Raw genomic sequence first — 22760 nt, forward strand, 5'->3', positions numbered from 1 at the left:
GGCGCCGACCCGTCCATTATGCCCGTTCCTAGGGAGCGTCGCTCTGCGCGAATGTCAGCAATTGTGCATTTTCGCCCTGGAAAATCAGCCTCCGCCCACGGCCACCACGATTTCGATGGTGTCCGAGTCCTTGATGGCGGTGGTGGCGTGCTGGCTTTTGGGCACGATGTCGCCGTTCAGTTCCACGGCGATGCGCTTGTTCTCGTAGCCCAGCTGGGCGATCAGCGCGGAGATGGTGTCGGCGTTCGCCAGTGTCTTGTTCTGGCCGTTCAGGATGATGTTCATGATTGTCTCTGGACGTGGCCCGGCATCGGTCCGGGCAGGTGTTTCAGATGGCAAATTTCTGGGTGGCGTTCAGCAGTTGCGCCAGGATGCCCGGTTCGTCGTAGGCATGGCCGGCATCGGGCACCATGTGGAATTCGGCTTGTGGCCAGGCGCGGTGCAGCTGCCATGCGGTATGGGCGGGCGTGCAGACATCATAGCGTCCCTGCACGATCACGCCGGGAATCCCATGCAGCCGGTGGGCGTTTTTCAGCAGCTGGTCCGGCTCCAGGAAGCCGTGGTGCATGAAGTAGTGGTTCTCGATGCGCGCGAAGGCCAGCGCCGCCTTGTCGGTGGAAAGTGCATCCATGTGCGCCTGGCTGGGTAGCAGGGTGATGGTGCTGCTTTCCCACTGGGACCAGGCATGGGCGGCGCGCAGCTGCTCGGCTGGATTGTCGCCGGTCAGGCGCTTGTGGTAGGCCGTGATCAGGTCCTGGCGTTCATTCTCGGGGATGGGCGCAAGGTAGCGCTCCCACAGGTCGGGAAAGAGCTGCGAGGCGCCTTCCTGGTAGAACCAGTGCAGCTCCTGCGGACGGGCCATGAAGATGCCGCGCACGACCAGTTCGCTGACGTGTTCGGGATGGGTCTGGGCATAGGCCAGCGCCAGCGTGGAGCCCCAGGAGCCGCCAAAGAGCAGCGCCTTGTCGGCCTTGAGCTTTTCCTGGCGCAGGCGCTCGATGTCGGCCACTAGGTGCCAGGTGGTATTGTTTTCCAGGCTGGCGTGCGGGTAGGAGCGCCCGCAGCCGCGCTGGTCGAACAGCAGCACATTGTATTTCTGCGGGTCGAACAGGCGGCGGTGATCGACCGAGCAGCCCGAGCCCGGGCCGCCGTGCAGGAAGATGGCCGGCTTGCCCTGCGGGTGGCCGCAGAGCTCCCAGTAGATGTGGTGACCGTCGTCCGTGTGCAATATGCCCTGGGCGTAGGGTTCGATGGGGGGGGACAGGCGCGCGGTCATGGTTCTTTCCTCGGCCAGGTGAGTTCAGGAACGGGTTCGTCGTTGCGGGTGAAGATCAGGTCCCAGACGCCGTGGCCCAGGCGCAGCCCGCGGTTCTCGAATTTGGTCAGTGGACGGAAGTCGGGGCGCGGCGCATAGGCCTCGTGGGTATTGCTCAGCATGGGTTCGGCCGACAGCACCTCGAGCATCTGCTCGGCGTAGTTCTCCCAGTCCGTGGCGCAATGGATGTAGCCGCCTTTCTGCAGGCGGCTGACCAGCAGCTGGATGAAGGGCGGCTGCACCAGGCGGCGCTTGTGGTGGCGCTTCTTGGGCCAGGGGTCGGGGAAGTAGATGTGGATGCCGGCCAGGGTGCCGGGGCGGATCATGTCGCGCACCACTTCCACGGCGTCGTGCTGGATGATGCGGATATTGCTGATCTGGTTTTCGTCGATGCGCTTGAGCAGGGCGCCTACGCCGGCATTGAACACCTCCACGCCCAGGAAATTGTCGCCGGGGCGGGCCTGGGCGATCGTCTGGGTGGTCTCGCCCATGCCGAAGCCGATTTCGAGGATCACGGGGTTGGCGTTGCCGAAGGTCGCCTCCAGGTTCAGCGTGCCGTCGCGGTAGGGCACGGACCACTGCGGCAGCAGGCGCGCCAGCGCTTCTTCCTGGCTGGGCGTGATGTGGGCGCGCCGATGCACGAAGCTGCGGATGTGCGTTTCGCCCGAATTGCTGGTTGATACGCTGGGCGACAGGAGTGATTGTTTTTCGGTGCTCGAGGTCATGGGATAAGGCGCGGGACATCGGCGATGACACGCGTATCAGCTAAAAATCGGGAAACCTTCATTGTAGTGAGTCTTGCCGCCGATTTCATGCTCCCGCGCATGAAAAAACCGCTTTTTCCGCGTGCGCACGGAGCGAAGATCGCGCTATAATTTTTTTCCCTTCGCGTCCGGCCGCTCGGCCTCTTGCGGCGCAATTCAGGCCGGGTGTAGTTCAATGGTAGAACGGCGGCTTCCCAAGCCTCAAGCGTGGGTTCGATTCCCATCACCCGCTCCACCGCATCATTCTGCGGACTTCCGCAGAAGTCCAAGAGAGTCTGCAAGTCATTGCCATACAAGGGATTTTCCTCTCTTTGACGTTCTGCCGTGGTCCACTGCGAACCGCCTACAGCCGGGACTTTTAAGTCCACAAACAAGCCCATTTTTGCGGACGCGGCTGATTCCGGATTGTTGATGGAGGGGCGAGGTCGACGTGACCAGCATCTGGTTCCTGACTCATGTTCAGGAGCAAGACCATGGCACGCTCAGGCCTGGCCGTTCGACAGGCCAGGGCAACTGGCAAGGCACACACCCTCCCTGACTTGAATGGCCTCTCCCTGGCCGTCACGGCTGCAGGGGGCAGGACTTGGCACTTCCGCGGGCAAGCAGAAGCGGAGGTCGCCCGGCACCTACCCGGAGGCGACGCTTCGCGAGGCCCGCGGCCTGCGCGACGAAGCGCGCGCCCCGCTGGCCAAAGGCACCAATCCTCGCGTTCACCGCAAGCAGAAGCGCACCGCTGTCCGGCTCGCCGACGAGAACACCTTCGAGGCGGTGTATCGCAAGTGGCTCAAGCATCGCGGGCTCAGCCTCAAGGAAGGCCGGCAGACGACCCTTTCGATACTTCCGCGCATCTTCGACAAGGATGTGCTGCCTGCCTTGGGCAAGCGGTCGGTCTATGAGATCAAGCGTCCCGACCTCTTGGAGGTGATCGCCAAGATCGAGAAGCGCAAGGCGCGTTCCGTCGCCGAGAAAGTCAGGACGTGGTTCAACCAACTGTTCCGCTACGCGCTGGTGATCGTGCCGGGCCCGGTTGTGGATCATCCCGCCCGACGTCGTGAAGCAACTCCAGTTGGATATGCGCAAGAAGCGGCAGCAGCCGAAGGACATCCCGCCCTACATCGTGCCGCTGTCGAGCACGATGTCCACTGCGTTCAACGAGATCGGCTACCCGAAGGTCTGGGTGGATGCACAGCTCTCGCATGTCGATCCCAACAAGGTAAGCGCGACCTACAACCATGCCGAGTACGTGGAGCAGCGTCGCCGCATGATGCAGGACTGGGCCGATCGGCTCGATCTCTTCGAGCAGAACCAGGTCGAGGCGGCCAGCATGCCGCTCACCGTGCATTTGGAAGGCGTGCCCGCATTCCCGAGTGAGCAAGCCGCAAGCGCACCCTCCACGCCGGTTGCCGCTTCGCCAATCCTGCTCGTGAAGAGGCCGGGTGACGCCATGCCGTTGGTATGGGCTGCGGTACATCGGCTGCCGGCGGTTCCGGCCCCTAGAGCGGCCGCGCCGCTGGTGCCTTCGGACATTCAGCGCGAGAGAATGGAGCTGTTCGATGTCTTCGAGGCGCCGCACAACCTTCCCGTCGCTGCGTTTGCCAAGATGGCGGGCAAATCCCGCAGGTGGATCAGCTACGAGATCAAGGCAGGCAACTTGCTGGCGTTGAACGTGGGCAACCGCGGCCAGCGCGTGCCGGATTGGCACCTCGACCCATTCAAGCAGGAGCTGACCCAGTCCGTCCCGAAGCTGACCAGGGGCGCGGACCCTTGGCAGATCTACTATGCACGGCTGCAACTGCGCTCGATGCTGAGGGGGCGTTCGGCACTGGAGGGCGTGACGGCCGGCAGTCTCGACAAGCTCGTCATGGCAGTGAGCACAGCCGTGAAGGAAAGCGAATGGATCCCGCTGCGAGTCGGAGTCGCCTAGCGGCAGGAATGCGGGATCGTGGCGAAACCGCGATCCCCGCGCGTCTGTCAGGACACCAAGCGCGCGCGGCGAGCGAATCTTGCCTGTGTGTCCGACAAGGAAGCGTTGTGGCGGAGCAGGTAAGCCATCACGATCGTTGGTGCGCGGACCAGCGGCCGCACGGCGATGCCTCGGCGTAGGTAGCTCGCCAGTCTCGCGGCAGGCGCAATGGCGACCCCATACCCGGCGGCAACCAGCGTCATCGCCACATCGAATGTTTCCGCCGTTTGCTTTCGCTCCTGCAGCGCGTTCTCGAACACGCGCTGTACGGTCATGCGCCATGGTTCATCGGCCGTGGACTGCGCGGCGGTGGGTGGCACCCTTTTGCGCTGGAACAGCGAGAGCATGGCGAACCCGGGATGACGGGCTGCTCGGGGGCGCCTTTGGCCTTTTCAGGATAGGGCCTTTCCCCTTGGCGCCCTTCCTTTGCCCCTTCTCAGCCCTTTGGCCTTTGTCGGAAGCCTTTGGGTATAGGGCCGCAGCTGCGCGGGTGCCACGATGAATGCGGCATGGGGCAATCCCGGCATTGGGGCGCTGCGGGATGTTCGTCAGCTCTGGCCCAAGCCGGTGTCGAGAGCGGCGGATTGCGCTGCGAAGTCGTCGGGACGGCGCTTGCGGAAGGTTTCGAGATTGGCGAGCTTCCAGCGCAGTGCCGGCAGTTGAGCGGCGTGTTGGCATTGCACCAGCGACCAGTCCGGTTCTGCGCGCACCAGCCCGCTCAGAAACTGCTTGTGCGCGCTGCTCAGTCGCTGTGGCAGCTCGCGCCGCACCCTGGCGCGAGCGTCGAGCAGTGTCTCCAGGGAGCAGCCCACTTCGGTCATGCCGGCAAAGGCCCGCTCGTACTCGCCGGCGATGTCCTTGTCGTTGCCGAACAGCACTTCGTGGGGCGGCCGGTTGTGGCCCGCCAGATAGATCACGAAGCACTCGACCATGCCGTCGCTGATGTCGCCCGATTCGTAGAGCTGCCACACGTCGAACAGGTCGCGGGGGTGCTGCCGATCCAGCGCGGCCACCAGCTTGCTGGCGTACAGCTCGTCCGGTGCCAGAACCGGCAGCTCGAGCTCGACGCCGAACAGATCGCTGGTCTTGGCGCTCAGCGGCCGCCGCTCGACGGGCAGCACGCTGCCTCGGAACACGACGTTGACCTCGATCTTCACCTGGCTGGCATCGTTCTCGACGATCAGTTTGGTGTCCCCCAGGTCCTTGGCGCGAACCAGGCGTGTCTGCACGCCCAGCGGTGCAAGGCGCGTGGTGATGGCGGCCAGCTCCTGGTTGATGGCTTGCAGCGCTTCGTCGCGCGGCGTCTGTCACGGGAGGTACACCACGTCGATGTCCACCGACAGGCGCGGCATGTCCCGCACGAAGAGGTTGATGGCCGTGCCGCCCTTCATGGCGAAGATGTCGTTGGCGAACACGTCGGGCGCGACGGCCAGCAGCAGGCGAACGGTGTCCGCGTAGGTCTTATCCATGAGGTCTCAGGCTCAGCAGGGTGCCGTCATCGAGCCGGCTCATCCAGCGCGTGTTGCTGCCGGTGCGAACCGGGTACTGCTCCAGCAGGGCATTGACATTCACGAGGCTGGTCTCGCGCGCCCAGGTCAGGAACAGGCGCACGGCCTTCACGCTGGCGCAACAGGACAGCAGTTGCCCGAGCAAGTCCTTGCGGGGGGAACGCAGTCCATCGAAGAGGTTGCGGGCCTCTTCGAGGCTTTGCTTGACGCCGGCTTCGTACAGCAGCTCCAGCACGGCACGCTCGGGGGCTGCCACCCGCAGATCCTCGGGCAGGCCAGGCGGCGTGGTCAGGGTCTTGCCGGCCAGCGCCGTGTCCGGCCAGTCGAACAGGCGGGCGTGGACGTAGCGGGCCGGAAAGCGCGAAGTGAACCAGGCCGGCAACGCGAAGCGACCGTCGCCCCACAGCACCAGCGCCTCCCGACTGCCCAGGTTGTGCCGCACCCCCTGCAGGGCCAGGGCGCTCTTGCCGCCGACGTGCAGGCCGGGCACGCGTTGTTGCAGAAACTTCAGCGCACCGTAGACCCCGAACTCATCGTTCGGGAAGGCATAGACGCCATGGGCCAGGCGCACGAGCCACCCGCCGTCGGCATAGTGGGCGGCGAGCTGGGGCGACACCCCGAACTGGCTCAGGGTGGCAAGGTCGAACGGCGCCCCGCGGGGGAGTCCTGCCTGCAGTCGCTTGATTACCTGGTGCCGAGAATTTCCATTCATGTTATAAAAATAACACAAAATCCAATCGACCCCTAGAGCCATTGCAAGAACGCGCAGGGAAAGTAGCATAAGGTTTGATTTATCGTGCGGAATCTAATCGATCTGCGGATCGAGCCACCCGCCTCTGCCGGCCGCAACCCGCCCTCCTGATCGCGGTCTATGCTGGAGGGCAGGCCACGGCCGGCCGCTCCGCGAGGTGAGGCACCACTGAAGCCGAGGCATATGAGCATGACCACCAACTGAACATCGTTGCTATGACGAAGTTCGGCAGCATGTCCCCGAAGGCGTTGTTCAGGCCGATCAGGGGATCGAAGTTGGTGTGCGGCCGATTTGCCCCGAATCTCCAGCCATAGAGGGCATCAAGGATCGTGCTGTCGATCCAGCGCGCGAGCTGGAACCAGAAGTCCACGAAGAACAGCGCGAACTGGACGCAGCTCACCGTCATCACCGTCTTCAGGCGTAGGTGCCGATCAGCAGCACCAGCGGGATGCAGATGACGAGCGTCATCTTGAGCATCGTCAGCGCCATCGGCAGCGCCTGGCGCACCACGTCCATCGCGGGGAAGAAGGCCAGCGAGCCTACGGTCGGCCCCAGGTCGCCCGCGCCGCGCGTGACGACGTTCGGCAGCGTCTTGTCGATCTGACCTCCGTAATCGGTGTAGACGGCGCCCCGGTTCATCTTCTGCTGTCGCGGCGAGACGACGGCGCGGATCGCCGAGTCATTGACCTCGCTCTGCGACAGGAAGCCCGCTCAGCGCCCGACGCGGGTCAGCAGGTCCGGGTCGACCTGTGCCAGCCCCGCATCGCGGGTCGCGTCGTAGGGCCAGGCCGTGCGCGGCGTGCGGGAGTGGTCCGTCGAGGCGTCGGTCTCCATCAGCACGCCGGCCGGCCAGGGGGCGCAGCGAGGCGGCAGGAAGGTCACCAACGTGTCGCGCGGAGGCTCCGAAGGGACGGCCATCGCTTGCCACCCTTACAGCACGCCGGTGGCTTTGGTGAGCAGCCAAATGCCGACCACCAGCAGGATCGCGCCCACGGCGACCGTCAGGCCGAACTGGCCCCAGGTGGCGCGGCCGGTGTGGATCTCCGAGTAGCGCGTGTAGGCGTGATAGCAGACACCGACGAACATCGAGGCGACCACGAGCAGCGCGATCAGCAGCACGATGTCGTAGCCGTAGTTCTTCATGGCGTTTGGCCTTTCGTGACGGTCAGGAGAGGAGGAAGAAGGTCAGTACCAGGTAAATCGTCACGAAGCGCACGACGACGGCGAGAAACTGACGCTCGGTGATGCGGTGCTCGGCCCAGCCGACGTAGGCGGTGCGCATGGCCCACACGCCCCACGGCAGCAACACGGCGAACACGAAAGCGAGTACCACGGCAGAGACGGCCGAAGGCGCGAAGCCGCCGTTGGCCTGGAAGGCGGCGACCTGATCGGCAGAGGGCGTCATGGCGATGGCTCCTCGTCGTCGGCGGCGCCGTCACGGCGGACGTAATCGCCGGCCAGCGGGACGGGATCGCGCGGCTGGGCGCGCTGGGGCACGAGGTAGTCCTGCAGGCCGGCGCGAACGCGCTTCAGGTCTGAGCGCAGTCGGGCGTAGTCGAAGTGATAGCGGGCGCGTTCCTGCGGAGCGGTACTGGCGGCGTGCTCGGCGAGGCGGTCGATCAGATTGAGCTGGCGGGCGAGCGCGGCGATCTGCTCACGCTCCGGAGTGTCCTCGGCAATGGCGGGTTGCAGGGCCGAGAGCGACACGGCCAGCGAAGGCCAGGCGGATGCGCGGCGGTTGGTCTGTCCCATCGTGCCATTCCCAAGTGAAGCGAATGGCCTTGATGCTGTGTCCCTTGCTCGACTCGCGCCGCAATCAAACGGAACCGGTGGTCAACCGTATTTCAGAAGTGTTGCTTGATCTGCTAGCCAACGCTCCATCTACTGTCACGTAGCAGGGCAAGCAATCCCTCCTTACCCGCTTCGACCATCAAACTATTTCCTTGCTCGGTCGCTAGCCCACAACCGCTCGTCATCCCGGGTCGCCGCCCGGAAGTCATCGAACAGCGCCAGCTTCGCCTCGTCCTTGGAGGCATAGGTCTTTGCACTGAAACGGCTGTCGATCTGATCTCCCCATCGCTTTGTCTTCGTCGGCTGCACGCCGAGGTTATGGCCGTCGACATTCAGAAAGCTGTTGCCCTTGGCGAAGACCCGCCACTTGCGCTGTAGCCATCGAGTGCGTCGGACGGCGCGGTTGCGCAGCTTGGCCTCACGCCGCTTCGGCCCCTCGTAGTCGCCGCTCATCTTCTCGGCGCAGACGCACCCGACTTCGAAATTCTCGTCCAGATCCGGGTGCTCCATGATGTGGACGTAGCGGATCTTCTCGTTGCCGCAGATCTGACAGGTCGCGTAATCGGTTTCGTCTGCCGGCTCGCCGTCGGCCCGCAGATCGACGACATCCACGCAGTGCCATCCCTTGTGGGGCACGCCCGGCTGGTCCCATCGATTTCCATTCACGACTGACCTCTCGATCCCGGGTCATCGAATACTTGCCTGTATGGCATTCCACGCCACATCCCAGCGTATCCGCTCCTGTTCGAGGCGGACTTGTTGACCCCAGGCATTTCCCTTGATCGACTGATAGAGCTTTTGTTCGGTACTTTTGAGTAGTGGGAGTTCTGTGGAAGAGTGCTGGTCTTTCTCTTCGACCCATAAATCACGATGACTCATCAGCGTTGACTCATCCATAAGCACAGTCTTCAGGCTAGGGATGTATGTTCTGGCTCGATTAAGAATGGAAAAGCCATGCGTATCAATGTCACCCCAGTAGATACATTGCGCCTGTTGTAGCCATGGAAGCTGTCCCAAAACGTCAACCGCGTAACCCAATCGCATGATCACAACCGCCCCTGGCAGGTCATCAAAAGCAAGTCCGGTTTGAAGGTTCTCAACAACGAAGACATTCTTTGGTCGTATGCCAATGCTTGCCACCTCCTCACAAGGAGCAGAGATATCGCCAAGACCGCCCAAACGGGCTCTCAGCTCTGGGTCTAGAACGCGCATGCGCATTAACTGCGGCTGTGCCCTCAAACCGCAGCGTCTAAAAAAGTCGCGCTCTCCTGTCGGGTCACCTTGGAGCGTCGCAACCAAGTCAGAGATGAGGCCCTTTCTAGAATCCAGCCACTTGCTGTCGGCCCCGGCAACCGGCATTTGTCGTGGGTAGAGATTTGATTTCGGATTGAGACTGATCCAATCCAGCATTTCTGCCAGCCGACTAAAATCGGCATCGCCGTAGTCAGCGAGGACATCAAAATATCTCGGCAACTGCTGCGCCAGTACCGGCCAGCGAGCAGTGAGCGTCTGATAGCGAGACTGGGCACGCGCCCACCGTGCGGATTCCCCAATCCACAGGGCAACATCTTCAGGGCCTCGTAACGCCAGTTTCTCAGGCAGTCGCTGGACGCCAAGCGCTTTCCACCGGCGCTCACACCAGGACAGGGTGCCGACTCCTTGCCAGCCTTGCCATGCACTCACCCAAGCGCGAACGCCGTCGACTTGCCTTAGCGCAGCCTGTTCCGTCGGTATGCCGAGCGGAACTTCCAGCGGCCATTGGCTCTCGCTAGCATCACCGATCAACCACTCGCGGTGTTTGCTCTGAAAGCGACGGGCAAGAAACTGCCAAACATCTTCAGGAAGCTTCAACGCTAGCCTCCTCTCGAGCGTGCTTCGGCAGCTTCAACCGCTGGCGGTCGCCGTCGTACTCGATCAACAGGACGCCTGACACCCGCCGGTCGCTGATATCTACGAAGCAGGCGCCACCGATGAATGGTTCGAGGGTCATGACGGACTTCAGCGGCGTAGCGACCACCATTTGAAATCCGAAATTGGTAAAGATGTTCATCGCCAAAGCGGTGAACTCGTTGTCGGCCTTGTCGAAGGCTTCATCAAGCACGACGGGCGCATACATCGGCACGCCGTGGTCGTTCCCTCCCAGCTGATACCGCAGGGCCGCGGCCAAGCACGTGGTGGCCAGCTTCTGCCGTTGACCGCCTGATTTGCCAGCACCGCTGCGGTAAATTTCGACCTCCACGCCGCTTTCATCAATCTCCCGTCCGATAAACTCAACATGCTGTCGAACGTCGAGCACAGTCTCGCGCCAGCGTTTCTGCTCGGGGTCCTGACTGGCGAGTCGATCAACAAGTCGCCGCAGGGCCAGGAACCGCGCCTCGGCAAACTCGCGATCCTCCGTCCACGCATGGCTAAGTGCCTGCTGGATCTCCTGCTTGAACTCCTTGACGTCGACAAGCTGCCGGTCACTGGCGTCGATGTGGAGATAGGTACGTTGATTGGCGCTTTGGTTGAACGGCACCTGGCCAAGACTGTCGTTGACCAGATCCATCCGCTCTAGGATGGCTTTGCGCGCATCGTTCAGGTAGGTGGACAGTGCCGCCAGATTCTGGTGGCTTTGGTTCTGCAGCAGTTCGAAGAATCGCTGCTCATAGGCGGGCAGGCCATCCGTTTCCAGTCGAATCAACTTGGCGAAAAAGTCCGCTGCGCTGGCTAGGCTCGTGTCCATGTCCACAGCATCCATTGGCCACTGCCGTTTGAAATCGGCAAAACGTGCTTCAATTTCCTTCTCGCAATTGCCGATCTCATCTTTGATCTCACCGATTTCTGTGTTGAGCCCTCTCTCAACAGCGGTTGCTACCTTGTCGAGGCTTTCGAGCCTGATCGCGTCTGACTGCTTGGTGAATCGTTCGTCGAGCCCCTGGATCTGGTGGGGAGTCAATGGAACTCTGGAAGCATCTTGAAGGAGCGATTCAAGCTTCTGCGTGCCGTCGTTGATCTGCTTGAGAACTGAGTCATGCGCGACCTTGGCTTCTCGGAGATCCTTGTCTGCTTGATCAACCAAGTTCTTTTGCTTGTCGATCCGCTCACTGATTTGCAGTAGGGCTGTATTGCCCTCCCGCGCTTCGCGAATCTGTTGTTCGATGGTGGAAATGCGGTCAAGCAACGGTACTACATCAATTTCCTGCCACTGGAGATTCACCAAGGTTTGGCACTGAATCGCTCGGGTCGCACGATTCTTGTCTTGGTCGGCGAGGGTTTCGATTTCTCCCCCGAGGCGCGTAATCGTCGCAGCCAGCTCCTGGGCCTGTGCTTGAAAGAGCCCAAGCTTCTCGCGGTTATCGAACCCGAGTACCCAGTTTCGTCGGTCGCCGACACTTCTCCGGTCGTCTTTCTCGTGCCGGGTTTTGCTGTGCTTGACCTGGCCCTCACGGGTGATGGCTCGATCAGCGCTCCTGAACGACTGAATGGAGTCGACGCACGCGTAATCGAATCGTTGCCGTAGCTCGGCCTGCAGCCAATCGGCATACGTACCTTCCTTGACGCTCAGCTTCAGGACGAGCGAGTTAGCGCCGATGGGCTTCGCCTGCCAGGTCTCCGAGCGGCCAGTTCGGTAGTACACCAGACGCTGCCCAAGATGGGTGTTGTTGATGTAATTGGCCAGCGCCGAATACTGGCGTTCGTCCACCAAGAGTGAGAGCGCAAATCCGTGCAGTACGCGCTCGATGGCACCTTGCCACTCGGCCTCGTCAGACTTCACCTCAATGAGTTCGCCGACGAAGGGCAGAGCCGATTCCGATATCCCAATAGCTGCGGTGATGTCTCGGCGCATTTCGAGCATATCGGCAGGAATGCTCGATGGCTGGCGCTGGAGTGCCTGCACCTCCTTCACCGCTTGCGAAAATGCCGTCTCAGCGTCTTTCTTTTGACCTGCCAAGCGGAACTGTTTTTCGCGGTTCTCGTTGCTGCGCTGCTCCCAGTTTTCGACTTCCTGCCGCGCGTTGCCCAACAGTTCAGCGAAGGCCTGAGGCGAATCCGGGAGGCTCCAGCCAAGCTTCGTGCACGCATCTTCAGCCTGGCCGCGTTTGCGCAGGCGATCCGTGCGCTGGCCCTCCAGACCAGATTTCTCTGCTTCCCATTGCTCGATCTGATCACCGCCTGCTTCACGGTGCTGTCGCTCCAGATTGCGCAAGGTTGTGGTGTGGTTATCCAGGATGCTCTGACGTCGACTTACTTCACCTTCCGAGCCGCTGGCTTGCACCTCCAGGGACTCGACATGCTGCTTGAGGAGTTCAATGCGACGGGTTTCGCGGTAGCCATCAACGCCCAGCCGAAGCTCATCCAGCCCATTGCGTTGCAGCATCAACGAATCTCTGCGCTGATACTGCTCCCGCGCTGGCGCGAGCGTTTGAACCTGCTCGCGAGCTGTCACTACCGCCTGGTGGGCAGCATTGAGTTCACCAAATTCGCTGACCAAGCGATCCGCCACCTCGAAGGTCTCGGGCTTGTCGAGCATGAAGTCGCGCAGGAAGGTATTGAGGTCGCCGAGATTTTTGGCCGACTGGGTCTTGTGCAGCAAACGCAACGCCATTTCACTCTCGATACCGAGCAGGCGGCAGAATCGTTCGCAATAGGGACGAAACTCGTCGCGAGCGAACGCCTCGGGGAAAGACTGCTTGAGCTTTCGGATGTCGAAGTTGGATTGACCGAAGTCCTCCAGCTCGCGCAGGTCAAAGGCCCGCTCCAGGACAAGGTAGTGGCGTTTGACGTCGGTGCTTCCATTCGCATTGCCGCGAAGCCAGAACACCTGAACCAGCACCACAGACTGGCCCAATGCGTTCTGGTAGGTCAGTGCCAGGGCAGACCACGTTGTCCCCGAGCGCAAGTAGCGGGTGGCGATCTCACCCGACTCCCCATCCTTCTGTTCGGCCCATGCCCCACGTACGTAGGTGACGAGGTTTCGGTCACGGCCACTACGGTCAGCCTCCCGCGCGGCAGCGTTGAAGTCAATCCAGCGAGGTGGCACCAGCAACGCCGAAAAAGCGTCGAGAAGCGTCGATTTCCCAGCCCCTGATCGACCGACAAACAGAAAGCCTCGTTCGCTGATCGGTATGTCATGCAGGTCAGAAAAAGTGCCCCAGTTGTAAACCTGCAGGCGAGTCATCCGGAATTGCTCCCGGGCGAACAAGGACGCGGTTTGGGGGGCCGAGATCATTGGTCGGCCTCCTCATCGGACTCAGTCTGAGCCAGTTGCGCTGGCGTCTCACCGGCGGCCATGCGCTGATACAAGTGGGTCAGGGCTTGTATTTCTTCTGCAGAGAAGAGGAGCTTCAGCGTTGGCGAAATCTCGAAACGATCTTCACTCGAGCGAATTCTCTGGAGGATGCTGTGCTTCTTGATCTTCTCGATGGATGCATGAACACGTTTCACGAACCCTGCGCGGTCGGTGTTGGAGGCACGCTCATAGAGGGTAAGAAACTCCATGATCTCGTCAGTCGACACCACGGCACGATCGCCCTGCGAGTCCGCTTGGGTCAATCGCTGGCGAAGGTGAAGCAGAAGAATGGAGTCAATGAAGGTCAGCTGCGCGCGACGCAGCAGGAGTGGCACTTCAAGGTCGCCGGTATCAGCCTGACGGGTGAAGGCAACTTGTACGTCCCGGTCGATGACCAGTTCGAGAAACAGTTCGGCAAGGCGCCGACGTATCACCGCTTCGTCTCGCACCAATATCGGCCAGAGCTTTGGATGCCGACGTCCGTCGAGCGAAGGTCCCGCCAGTAGCTGCACCAGGGCGCGCCGGGTATCCAGCGCCAACTCGCCGCTGTCACCCATGAAAAGGGTGTTAGCAGATGCCTGCGAAGCATCTGGCGCTTGTGCTTCGGCTGGCATTGCCGCTTCGTCGTTCTCAGACCAGTTCATTGGCCCGCTCCCTCAAAAAGAAGATCTTTGGAATTCGGGCGCTACGACGCTCGTCGTCGCCTCCAACCCAGCCTACGGTTTCGCTATGGTCGGCTTTGAAACCATGCCGACTGCCCAATGCAAGCAGGCCGACGACGCTGCCCAAACCCTGTGCAGCGGGGAACTGCTCCAGCACGTCAGCGATGGATGCCTGGGACCGTTGCTCCAGGACCGCCAGCACGTTGGCCTTCAATATTCGGAAGTCGATCTCGGATTGGGCGACCAGTTCGCTGACGGACTCCAGGTCGATTGGTGGGGCATCCCCTTCCGCCATTTGGCCGGGCAAAGCTTGTAGGGAGGGGTCGTACAGCACCCATTGAGACAAGGAGCGCAAACGGCTGCTCGTGAGCTCAAGCGTGTACTGGAGGGTTTCTGTGGCCCTGACTTCGTCCTTCAGGGCGAGTGCTGCTCGCTGAGCGTCTTTCAGAAGGTGATTGAGTCGGCGTTGCTCGAGGTATTCACGACTCTGGACGAAGTGCTTCAGGCTGCGCGCGAAGGTCTGGAGCACCTCGTGAACCATGCCGCCCTGCTCGAGAAGGGTCCGCGTCAGCCGAAGAAGGAATCGTCGCTCCTTGGCTTCGAGCTGCCCCACGAACTCCCGCGACATGACGCTATCAAGGGCCTGATCAAGCGTAGCGGCCTGTTCTGGGTCCGTAAGCAATCGCCAGAAAGCGGAGAAAGTCCTTCCGGCGTCGCTCTCTGAAATCAGGTCGATTCCGGCGAACAGTGAATCCAGCACATCCCCCGATTGCCATCGTTGTCCATGATGCGTTCACGGAGATCTCGATTGAGCTGGTCGAACTGATCGCGGACGCGTCGGAAATCACCTGCAAGATCATCAGCCAACGTGATGATCTCCCGCGTGCGCTCCAGCGCCGTTGCGTGGGGCAGCACGCGCATCTGCCCCTTCTGGATGACGTCTATCTCCTTATCGATGCGGGCTTGCTCGGCCATGAGCCGGTCTATGCGACGGAATTTGTTGGTGTCGGTGTCCTCGGCAAGCCGGGCTAGTGCCTCGATAACAAGCGTCAGGCGGCTTTCGGTTGCGGCTGAGTGCGGCTGCTCCAGGCCGGAGACAAATCGAATGGCTTCGACGGCGGCCGTGGAGAGTTCATATTCCTCTTCTGAAGCCCCAGCCGGGAAGCGTCGCTCCAGGTACCCATCGGCAAGCCAGCTGGCGACGTACGCTTGTGCCGTTTGGGGGAAGTCTTCGCCTTGGGCGCGTAGCTCTTCCAGATCTCTTGCGATTCGTTCGTGAAAAATGGAGGCAGGAAGACTTCGCTCTCTCTCGTAAAGATGGGCCTGAAGCAGGCCGATGACGGTAGGTCCAGTGTTCGAGGCAAGCAGGCGCCACAGCGGCTGCGCCCGCATGCGCCGGTACGTCGCGATGGCTTTGTCTGCTTTCACTCCTGTGCTCCAAGTGCGCGTCTCGCCCGCCTTGTGATTGTCACAACACGACGCATACACGCATCAAAAACAACTGATAGACAGATTCTAGTGAACTGCCCCCCGAAGGTTGGATTCATGTCCAACTTTCGGGGGCAGTTCATGCCGCCGGGCTTGCTGCGAATCCGTTTGGGTAGGCGCTCGTCCATCAACGTAAGGCCGATTTCATCGTTTGGCGTATCCAGCAGGTGCTCAAGCGTCTGGATTTCACCGAAGACATGCAGTGCGCGGGCGAAAAAGTGGATGGGAATGCGCATGTCGCCTTTCTCCATGCGGCGCACGGTGGACAAGGAGGCACCCATGCGCTCGGCCAGAGAAGCCTGGGAGATGTGGCGGCGCCGGCGAGCCAAGGAAATGTCGCTGCCGAGTTTCCGGATGGCGCGTTCAACGGGTATGGGGGCTGTTAATTGAGGCACAAGTACTCTCAGTAGAGTCATAAAAATAGTTTTGCGCCCTCAAGAGAGTCATTATATCTAAAATTTTAGTGGATTAGAGTCAGGCACTCCTAAGGGGACGTTTATGATATTTAAACTTCCTATAGGGAATGCTAAATGATTAGCTACGTTCAATGTAAGCGCTTCGAGCGATGGTGGCACGCGACACTGATGAACACCAGTCTTCGTCTTGCCAGCATGCACGAAGCTGGTAAAAAATGCGGTACAAACTCGTTTTTCTAACGAGGGTGTCCCTTTATTATTAAAGGATTGGATGCTGGTTTTGTTCCCATCACCCGGTCCAGTACCTCTTCGCATTCATATTTCTTTATTCGTCGCAAGGCACATGATCGCGTCCCGGTCCGCCAGATCGTGTCATGCCTTGATAGGCCGCAGCTCCTGAACAGGGGTTGGAAAACCGCCGAGCCGATGTCAATCAACAAGCTGGTCCGGCTTTGCACCGATCATCCACCAGAGGGGGTTCAGGCCTTGATGCTGGAGTGCACGACAGTGCACTCTGCCAGTCCGTGGACCATGTTGGGCGGGACGGCAAAGCATCGTGGCAGGCGTCAAAGCGGCGATAGTTTGGTGACTGAATGTAACTCATGGGCATGAAGCGATCTATTTGGCCATATTTGTTGCTGAATTGTTTCTGTCGCCATGAAAATAATCGCCATTTCCCAAGTTGAAAATTCAGCGCATTAATGAAGGCTTCCAAATGGCGAAAGGTTTGAAAAAAACATAGCCATACCGCCAGTCGCAATGCAAGGGCAGCATGCAGCCGGCATCCCGGCATTTGCGGTGCAATAGGCCGGCGGTGGTGGCAAAAGTGTCGCGTAGTTCGCCGATGCATTTTTTCGCGTGCGCAAGCTGGGCCCATCCAAGGCACCCATGCTCGGTACGAAACAATAGGCCGAGAAATTTCTTCTCGTCCTGGGTCAGAAAGACATCCCGCCCATTTGGCATGGTCAGCCGGCTGTGGTCCTCATCCAGCAGCCACGGGACTGCTGCCTGCTTGTATCCAGCGTCCGCATGTTCAAGGGGGCGGGACTGCGGCAGGCCTTCCCTGCAGGCCGTCGTGCCCGCGCCCTGCCGCTTGGGCGGCGCCTTGGCGGCGCGGCGAGCGTCATGCGAAAGCGGGCGGCTTGTCCTGCGGGCTTCCGGCGGACGCGGATCTGCCGTCAGGGGCGCGGTGTCGTAGCGGCTCAGCAGGTCCTGCATGCATTTCAAGAATTTCTGCTTGTGCATGGGCAGGAGGATGCATTCGTCCGCACCTGCGGCAAGCGCCTGACGGCGTTGCGCAGGGTCTTTGACCACCACGACGACGCCGGTCCTGTGCTGGGATTTCAGCTGCTTTATCAGGGCTGGCATGTCATGGTCCGGGGCGTCCATGGAGTCGATGACCAGCACATGCGCATGATTGGGTTTGCCTAGCGTAGCCAGCACCTCTTTGACATCGGTGGCGACACGGCCCGCGGCCCCGATGGACCAACTGATTTCCAGAAAATCCAGCAGCGTCATCGATGCATCCGATACGAACGGCTCGAGCAGCAGAACTGTCAGGACGCGGGTGAGGCGCATCAGCACGTCTCCTTTCCGAAATGGCCGGCTGCAGGGAGGCGGTGAAGCTCCAGCGCTGCTTTTATGATGGGCCGGGGCTTAAGTGGCATTTGCGCGCCTTGTCGAGGGCCTGCGCGCCGGGCGAGCGCGATGGAAATTGGCAGGAGCCCGCGCTGCAGGTTCGGAAGCGAAAAATACCAAAAATCAATACGCGTCCCATGACGGGCTGCTGAGCGAAATACAATCGCTCCTTTTTCCTAATTTATTTGTTGAAACAAAAAGGGATCCGTTTTGGGAAACTGTTATTTGATGTAAACAGATGTAGTGCCAAGCCTGAAAACGGCGATTGAACAAAAAAAGTAATCCCTTGTTCGAAGGGATCCCTTATTGTCAAGTTTTGGAATCAATGTCGTCGGCATCTGGAAAATTTTCGAGTTCGCCAGACTTACCGCAGAAGATCCCGGCACATCAGCGGCGATATGTGATTCCTCGGTGAGGACCCCATGCAGGCAGTCAGAACGAGCAAGCGGATTGGCTATGCTCGAGTTTCAACGGACGAACAGAACCTGGAGCTCCAGATTCAGGCGCTCAAGAGCGTTGGTTGCGATGTCATCTATACGGATAGTGGTATTTCAGGCGGTGCGCGTGCGCGGCCTGGACTCAATCGGGCAATGCGCAAATTGCAGCCAGGGGACAAGCTTGTCGTCTGGCGCCTGGATCGCCTGGGTCGATCCCTGGTGCATCTGGTGCAGATGCTGGACAACCTGGGGGAGCGGGAGATTGGTTTTCGCTCATTGTGCGAGCACATCGATACCAGCTCTTCGGGGGGCGGCTGGTCTTTCACATGATGGCGGCCCTGGCCGAGTTCGAGCGCGCGCTGATCAGCGAGCGCACCCGGGCCGGAATGGCCGCCGCGCGGGCGCAAGGCAAACACGTCGGAAGGTTTCCTTCCCTGACCCGAGAACAATGCCTGGAAGCGCAGGCCTTGCTGGAGCAGGGGTTCCGGAACAGGCGGTGGCCGAGCACTTCGCGGTGACGACGCGAACCTTGAACAGGCTGATCCAGCGACATTGCACGCAAGAGCAGGCGGCTGCGCTGCCAGGAACCGTTTCTGACGAGTCAAAGGAGCGGGCGCCGGCGCACGCCGCCGAGGATCGGTCCGAAGTCTGTCTGGCGGGCTCCCCTCCTTGAGCCGGCGCAGCATCGGGACGCGGCTGTGCGGCAGTACCTGCGGCGGAGTGTGGAAAACCGTTGATGGCCAAGGGCTGAGTCCCGGCGTCAGCCGAACTGCGGCCTGGGCTGAGCGGCGGATCCGTTCTTGCTAGTTGTACCTGGGCGGCGGATGTCCCTTTTCTTCCGGCCACCAGTGGTAGTAGTCGTGATACGGATTGTCCCTTGCTTTTCTGGCCTCCTGAAACCAAGGGTGTTCATCGCTGGTGTGATTGACCACCAGGTCCAGGACGAGCTTGATCCCGCACTTGTGCATTTCCTTCAGCATATGGTCGAAATCGGTCATGGTTCCCATTTCGCGCATGATGCGGCGGTAATCGTTGATGTCGTATCCGTTATCGATGTTCGGAGAATCGAAGATCGGGTTGAGCCAGCCGACAAAACCACGATCGTCAGCCGCCGTTGCGCTCCGGGCTGGGCGGGGTTCGGGCCAGGCCGGCTTCGTCCTCGGGCACGATGTCATCGGGAAGAAGGTCGTCGGCTATCGGGCCGTCGCCATCGTTCTCCACGTCCGCCCGCTCGCCGGTATTGAAGCGGTCGCTGTCCGTGTCCGGCGCAGCGAGAGGCTGGTCGCTTCCCGAATCGCTGGAATCGCTGGGACCCAGGGGGGGACGGGTCAGGCCTTCCTTCACCAGGCTGGCCTCTTCGTTGTAATCGCGTTTTTGTTCCGCGATCCGCATTTCCTTCTGCTTGTCTTGGTCTCTGGTCATGGTGTGCGCTCCTGGAAGGGACTGCGTATCCTGATGATGGATGGGCGACAGGTCCTGGAGGCGATGTCTCGCCTATCCTGTGAATTCATACTAGCAACGCGGCGTATGCGGCTCAACGCATTGGCAGTAAGTCAATATGTCCTTCTGTGAGCAATGTCTGCTTCAGGGGAGGAGGGCAGGCTAGAACTGCGCAGGACGCTGCGGCAGCGCACCTGCTTGAGGGACAGGAGCTGAAGAAGGACTACTTGGGTTTGCTCTTGGCGTCGGAAAGTTCCAGGATCTTGCGGTCATTGATGCGGTTTACGATCTCCTGGGCGCTGAAATCTTCGACAAAGCTTTTGGTCTTATGCTCAGCGGTGGTGGCGTCGATGCCAGCGGCGGTCGCCCCGGTACTCCTTGTAGCCGCGATAGTTGGCGCGCTGGTAGCCGTGGTCGCGGCCTCTGTCCTGTTTCCAGTGACGATGGCGCCGACCGCGGTCGTCCTCGGTCAGCACGTTGCCCAGCACCCCGCCGGCGGCGGCGCCGCCCAGGGTGATCAAGGGGTCGCTGTCGGACAGCAGCGCGCCGGCCACTCCGCCCAGCCCCGCGCCGATCAGGGTGTTTTCCGTCCGCTTGTCGGCCAGGGCCGTGGCGCTGAGGCCCAATGCCAGCACGGCGGCCAGAATGGCTTGAATCAGTTGTTTGCTCTTGTTCATGTCGCTCTCCTTGAACTGGACCGTTCAGCCTGCATCGAACAGCTCATGCGGCGGCTGTAGCCCGGCCAGTTTCGTCTGGACCTCACCATAGCACCTGGCGGGCGTGTCAATCATGCAGATTAGGCTACAAGGTGTGTACGCTGTATCCACCGGCCTGTTTGAGGGAGACCTGGATGCCTGGGTGAGGCGACTGTTCCGCTTCACGCTTGTGAGATGCGGACGCCTTGCGTATGCTGGTCGCGCCCGCTTGCGCGGTATCTTCTGGTTCATCGGCTTTTTCTGTTTTCCCATGCATGCCTTTCATCTTTCTTCCCATTCTGTGCCGTCCGCCGCGGATTCTTCGTCCACGGCAGGAGAAGCCGGACGGTTCCAGGTCCGTCTTCTGGGCGCCGACGAGCTAGGCTTGCTGTGGGGGATAGACCGCAGCGAACACATAAAGGGCCTGTATGAGCTGCGCGATGGCCGCCTGAACCTGCAGCCGGCGGACATCGATCTGCAAGGCTGGCCCGAGGGCGACCAGGAGAAATACCAGCCCGAGCACGAGGATGCCCTTGGACGCGGGGCCTGGGTTCTGGGCGTGTTCGAGGAGCACAGGCTGGTCGCCGCCGTGGGCCTGGACAGCCTGCCGCTGGGGCCGCAGGGCGATTGGCGGCAATTATTCTTCCTGCATGTCAGCCAGTCTATGCGCGGCGAGTGCCTCGGACGCTGGCTCCTGGATCAGGCAAAGCAGCAGGCACGGATCCGGGGGGCCAAGGCGCTGTACGTGTCGGCCACGCCATCGGTCCGTACGGTGGATTTCTACCTGGCGCAAGGCTTTGTCCTGGCGCCCGAACCCGATCCGCGCCTGTATGAGCTGGACCCGGAGGATATCCACCTCCTGCATCATCTGCCGTAGTCCGCTGCTTGGGTCTCGTGGCCCGCGACCAGGACGCTCCGACATCCCCGAGACAGGCCTGCGCTTGTGCGAAGACGGCTTTCAAGGGGCCGAAACGTTGTTCTCAGCCATTGCGATGACGTGCTCGCTCGCGGCGGCGTGAACGCGACCAGGGATGCTGCACCTTGTATGGCTGGGGCTGGGCGCCAGGCGGCAGGCGTTCGCGTCGGGCGTCCGCAGGAGCGGGCTCGGCCCTGGCTGGATCTGGACATGTGCCGATGGGGCAGGAACAGGTTTGACGCATGGGACTCTTTCCTCTGTTCTGACAATGTGAGGGCTGCCGTCCCGCCATAGGCGGCCGGCGCTACTTTTCCACTGCAAACATGCTGTCGTAGGTGTTCAACAAGGTCTGCAGCATGACTTGGGGATAGTCCTCGCCCTGGAACGGAAGGCGCTCCTGCAGCTCGGCCAGCCAGTGATTGTCTTCCCGGCCGCTCCAGTTCTTCTGGTAGGCGCCATGCTGGTAGCCGCGCATCTGGCGCAGCCGGTTCAAGGCGTTCTTGCCGACGTAGGAGCGGAACAGGGGGTCCAGCGTCATGCCGCAAAGGACGGCTAGGCGGCTGAAGGCGGCGAAGTTGAAGCGGCGCGTCTCCAGGCTGCGCAAGGCGAAGTGCTCCAGGGCTTCCATGATGACGGCGGAGTCGGCGGCCTGGCCGTTGGCTCGGTCCAGTTCATCGAGCGCGGCGGCGGCGTCCTGGCGGGGCGCAGCCTGAGCGGCCGGGCTGTGCAGCAGCAGATCGCACAGGCCGAAGTGCAGGATGTCCACCAGTTCCAGCTGGAGCTGCGGCAGGTTGCGTTCGCGGCGCTGCCACCATTTCCAATCCAGATGGCCCGCCAGCTCGGCGCATTCTATCCACACGGCCCGGTAGTATTGCTGGCGCGCATCGCGCCACTGGGGGTTGATAAGTTCGTTCAGTTCCTGCTGCAGCGACAGCATTCGTTCCAGGCGGCGGGCTGCGGCGCCTTGCGCCGCCGCGCCCGCTTGCCCGCCGTCGCCCAGGCGACGCCGTTGCCGACCTTGTTCGTCGAAGTTGTCGGGAGACAGCCACGCCAGGAAGGCGGCCTTGCGCGCCGGCCATTCCTGATCGGTGATGGAGAACCAGGCAGTGTCGCGCGAGCGCCCCTTGTAGACCATGGCCTGGCGAAACACGCCTTCAAAGGTGAAGCCCAGCCGGACCGCGGCCGCCCGCGAGGGCGCGTTGTTGGAATCGCATTTCCACTCGTAGCGCCGGTAGCCCAGTTCTTCCATGGCGTAGCGCATGAGCAGGTAGTGGGCTTCCGTGGCTTGTCGCGTCTGTTTCAGGGCGGGAGACCAGGCGACGAAGCCGACTTCGATGCAACCGTGCTGCGGGTCGATGCGCATCAGCGCCAGCGTGCCCAGCGCGCGGCCGCCGTCCAGGTCCACGACGGCGTAATGGACGGCGTCGGTTGCCTGCGCGATGCGTTCCAGGTGCAGGTCGAAGTCCTGTCGGGTGACGAAGGGGCCCACGGACAGATAGGTCCAGTCCCGGCCGTCGGGAGCGGCGCGGTAGGCGTCGTACAGACTGTCGCCGTGCAGGGCGGGTGAGACCGGCTCCAGGCGGCAGTAGCGTCCCGTCAGCACGCGCCGGCCCGGGCGGGGCCGTGCTTGCCACAGGGAAAGAAGCGGACCTACGGGTTGCTGGAATTCATTGAGCTGGGACATGGGGGCCTGTATGTGCAGTA

General features: G+C 61.3%; 17 protein-coding genes, 1 tRNA gene and 7 pseudogenes. 4 read left to right on the plus strand and 21 right to left on the minus strand.

Translation table 11 applies throughout. The annotated features are described in order from the left end of the window. Positions 1-84: 84 nt before the first annotated feature. Genes thiS through trmB form a run of 3 tightly spaced genes read right to left on the minus strand, consistent with a single transcriptional unit; the run spans position 85 to position 2040 of the window. A complete protein-coding gene (thiS, locus tag ACWPWO_RS02900) occupies positions 85-285 on the minus strand; it encodes a sulfur carrier protein ThiS (protein WP_454004283.1) in 201 nt (66 codons plus the stop codon). A gap of 43 nt (positions 286-328) precedes the next feature. Then, positions 329-1276 carry a prolyl aminopeptidase gene (gene pip / locus ACWPWO_RS02905; RefSeq protein ID WP_454004285.1) on the minus strand — a complete coding sequence of 316 codons (948 nt, stop codon included), beginning with the start codon at positions 1274-1276 and terminating at the stop codon, positions 329-331. Continuing rightward, entirely contained in the window at positions 1273-2040 is a 768-nt protein-coding gene (trmB, locus tag ACWPWO_RS02910) for a tRNA (guanosine(46)-N7)-methyltransferase TrmB (protein ID WP_454004287.1), read from the minus strand. Before trmB ends, pip begins: the two co-directional genes overlap by 4 nt. Positions 2041-2239: 199 nt before the next feature. Between trmB and ACWPWO_RS02915 the strand changes: the two genes are divergently transcribed. Next, positions 2240-2314: transfer RNA gene (locus tag ACWPWO_RS02915), tRNA-Gly, on the plus strand. 238 nt (positions 2315-2552) lie between these two features. After that, positions 2553-4003 (plus strand): annotated as a pseudogene (locus ACWPWO_RS02920) (tyrosine-type recombinase/integrase). A gap of 47 nt (positions 4004-4050) precedes the next feature. On the opposite strand, the pseudogene ACWPWO_RS02925 reads toward ACWPWO_RS02920, so the two are convergent. The 14 genes and pseudogenes from ACWPWO_RS02925 to ACWPWO_RS02990 all read right to left on the minus strand — a co-directional run. After that, positions 4051-4359 (minus strand): annotated as a pseudogene (locus tag ACWPWO_RS02925) (LysR substrate-binding domain-containing protein); the annotation flags it as partial. A gap of 231 nt (positions 4360-4590) precedes the next feature. Next, positions 4591-5511: pseudogene (locus ACWPWO_RS02930) on the minus strand (nucleotidyl transferase AbiEii/AbiGii toxin family protein). Next, positions 5504-6262: a type IV toxin-antitoxin system AbiEi family antitoxin domain-containing protein gene (locus tag ACWPWO_RS02935; RefSeq protein WP_454004289.1), complete on the minus strand. Its 759-nt coding sequence runs from the start codon at positions 6260-6262 to the stop codon at positions 5504-5506. The pseudogene ACWPWO_RS02930 and the gene ACWPWO_RS02935 overlap by 8 nt, the downstream one beginning before the upstream one ends. A 241-nt stretch (positions 6263-6503) precedes the next feature. After that, a pseudogene (locus ACWPWO_RS02940) lies at positions 6504-7117 on the minus strand (conjugal transfer protein TraG N-terminal domain-containing protein); the annotation flags it as partial. Between the two features lie 114 nt (positions 7118-7231). Beyond that, positions 7232-7444, minus strand: a pseudogene (locus ACWPWO_RS02945) (TIGR03745 family integrating conjugative element membrane protein); the annotation flags it as partial. A gap of 22 nt (positions 7445-7466) precedes the next feature. Beyond that, complete coding sequence (locus ACWPWO_RS02950) at positions 7467-7706, minus strand: TIGR03758 family integrating conjugative element protein (RefSeq protein ID WP_454004291.1); 240 nt, start codon at positions 7704-7706, stop codon at positions 7467-7469. Next, the gene (locus ACWPWO_RS02955; RefSeq protein ID WP_454004293.1) at positions 7703-8053 is read right to left on the minus strand and encodes an integrative conjugative element protein, RAQPRD family; all 351 of its coding nucleotides are present in this window, start codon (positions 8051-8053) and stop codon (positions 7703-7705) included. The genes ACWPWO_RS02950 and ACWPWO_RS02955 overlap by 4 nt, the downstream gene beginning before the upstream one ends. Before the next feature lie 183 nt (positions 8054-8236). Then, positions 8237-8704, minus strand: a complete 468-nt coding sequence (locus tag ACWPWO_RS02960; RefSeq protein WP_454004295.1) for a hypothetical protein — start codon at positions 8702-8704, stop codon at positions 8237-8239. A 75-nt stretch (positions 8705-8779) separates the two neighbouring features. Next, positions 8780-9943: a Wadjet anti-phage system protein JetD domain-containing protein gene (locus tag ACWPWO_RS02965; RefSeq protein WP_454004297.1), complete on the minus strand. Its 1164-nt coding sequence runs from the start codon at positions 9941-9943 to the stop codon at positions 8780-8782. Next, entirely contained in the window at positions 9930-13304 is a 3375-nt protein-coding gene (locus tag ACWPWO_RS02970; protein ID WP_454004299.1) for an ATP-binding protein, read from the minus strand. The genes ACWPWO_RS02965 and ACWPWO_RS02970 overlap by 14 nt, the downstream gene beginning before the upstream one ends. Then, positions 13301-14008, minus strand: coding sequence for a DUF4194 domain-containing protein (locus ACWPWO_RS02975; RefSeq protein WP_454004301.1), 708 nt, complete (start codon positions 14006-14008; stop codon positions 13301-13303). The genes ACWPWO_RS02970 and ACWPWO_RS02975 overlap by 4 nt, the downstream gene beginning before the upstream one ends. Further along, a pseudogene (locus tag ACWPWO_RS02980) lies at positions 13995-15418 on the minus strand (DUF3375 domain-containing protein). Before ACWPWO_RS02980 ends, ACWPWO_RS02975 begins: the two are co-directional and overlap by 14 nt. Before the next feature lie 32 nt (positions 15419-15450). Beyond that, on the minus strand, positions 15451-15930 hold the full coding sequence (locus ACWPWO_RS02985; protein WP_454004303.1) for a helix-turn-helix domain-containing protein: 480 nt from the start codon (positions 15928-15930) through the stop codon (positions 15451-15453). Between the two features lie 690 nt (positions 15931-16620). Continuing rightward, positions 16621-17514 (minus strand): hypothetical protein, encoded by an 894-nt coding sequence (locus ACWPWO_RS02990; protein ID WP_454004305.1) that lies wholly within the window; start codon positions 17512-17514, stop codon positions 16621-16623. A 476-nt stretch (positions 17515-17990) separates the two neighbouring features. Between ACWPWO_RS02990 and ACWPWO_RS02995 the strand changes: the two are divergent. Continuing rightward, positions 17991-18523, plus strand: a pseudogene (locus ACWPWO_RS02995) (recombinase family protein). Positions 18524-18808: 285 nt separating this feature from the next. Here the strand turns inward: ACWPWO_RS02995 and ACWPWO_RS03000 are convergent. The 3 genes from ACWPWO_RS03000 to ACWPWO_RS03010 all read right to left on the minus strand — a co-directional run bounded on the left by ACWPWO_RS03000 (position 18809) and on the right by ACWPWO_RS03010 (position 20122). Then, positions 18809-19180 (minus strand): alpha-amylase family glycosyl hydrolase, encoded by a 372-nt coding sequence (locus ACWPWO_RS03000; RefSeq protein WP_454004307.1) that lies wholly within the window; start codon positions 19178-19180, stop codon positions 18809-18811. After that, positions 19110-19427 (minus strand): MatE family transporter, encoded by a 318-nt coding sequence (locus ACWPWO_RS03005; RefSeq protein ID WP_454004309.1) that lies wholly within the window; start codon positions 19425-19427, stop codon positions 19110-19112. The genes ACWPWO_RS03000 and ACWPWO_RS03005 overlap by 71 nt, the downstream gene beginning before the upstream one ends. A gap of 350 nt (positions 19428-19777) precedes the next feature. Next, the gene (locus ACWPWO_RS03010; protein WP_394063962.1) at positions 19778-20122 is read right to left on the minus strand and encodes a hypothetical protein; all 345 of its coding nucleotides are present in this window, start codon (positions 20120-20122) and stop codon (positions 19778-19780) included. A 289-nt stretch (positions 20123-20411) separates the two neighbouring features. On the opposite strand from ACWPWO_RS03010, the gene ACWPWO_RS03015 reads away from it, so the two are divergent. Continuing rightward, positions 20412-21017 carry a GNAT family N-acetyltransferase gene (locus ACWPWO_RS03015; RefSeq protein WP_454004312.1) on the plus strand — a complete coding sequence of 202 codons (606 nt, stop codon included), beginning with the start codon at positions 20412-20414 and terminating at the stop codon, positions 21015-21017. A 343-nt stretch (positions 21018-21360) separates the two neighbouring features. Here the strand turns inward: ACWPWO_RS03015 and ACWPWO_RS03020 are convergent, their stop codons facing one another. Further along, positions 21361-22740, minus strand: a complete 1380-nt coding sequence (locus tag ACWPWO_RS03020) for a GNAT family N-acetyltransferase (protein ID WP_454004314.1) — start codon at positions 22738-22740, stop codon at positions 21361-21363. Between the last annotated feature and the right edge of the window lie 20 nt (positions 22741-22760).

The organism is Alcaligenes sp. Marseille-Q7550, from assembly GCF_965112015.1.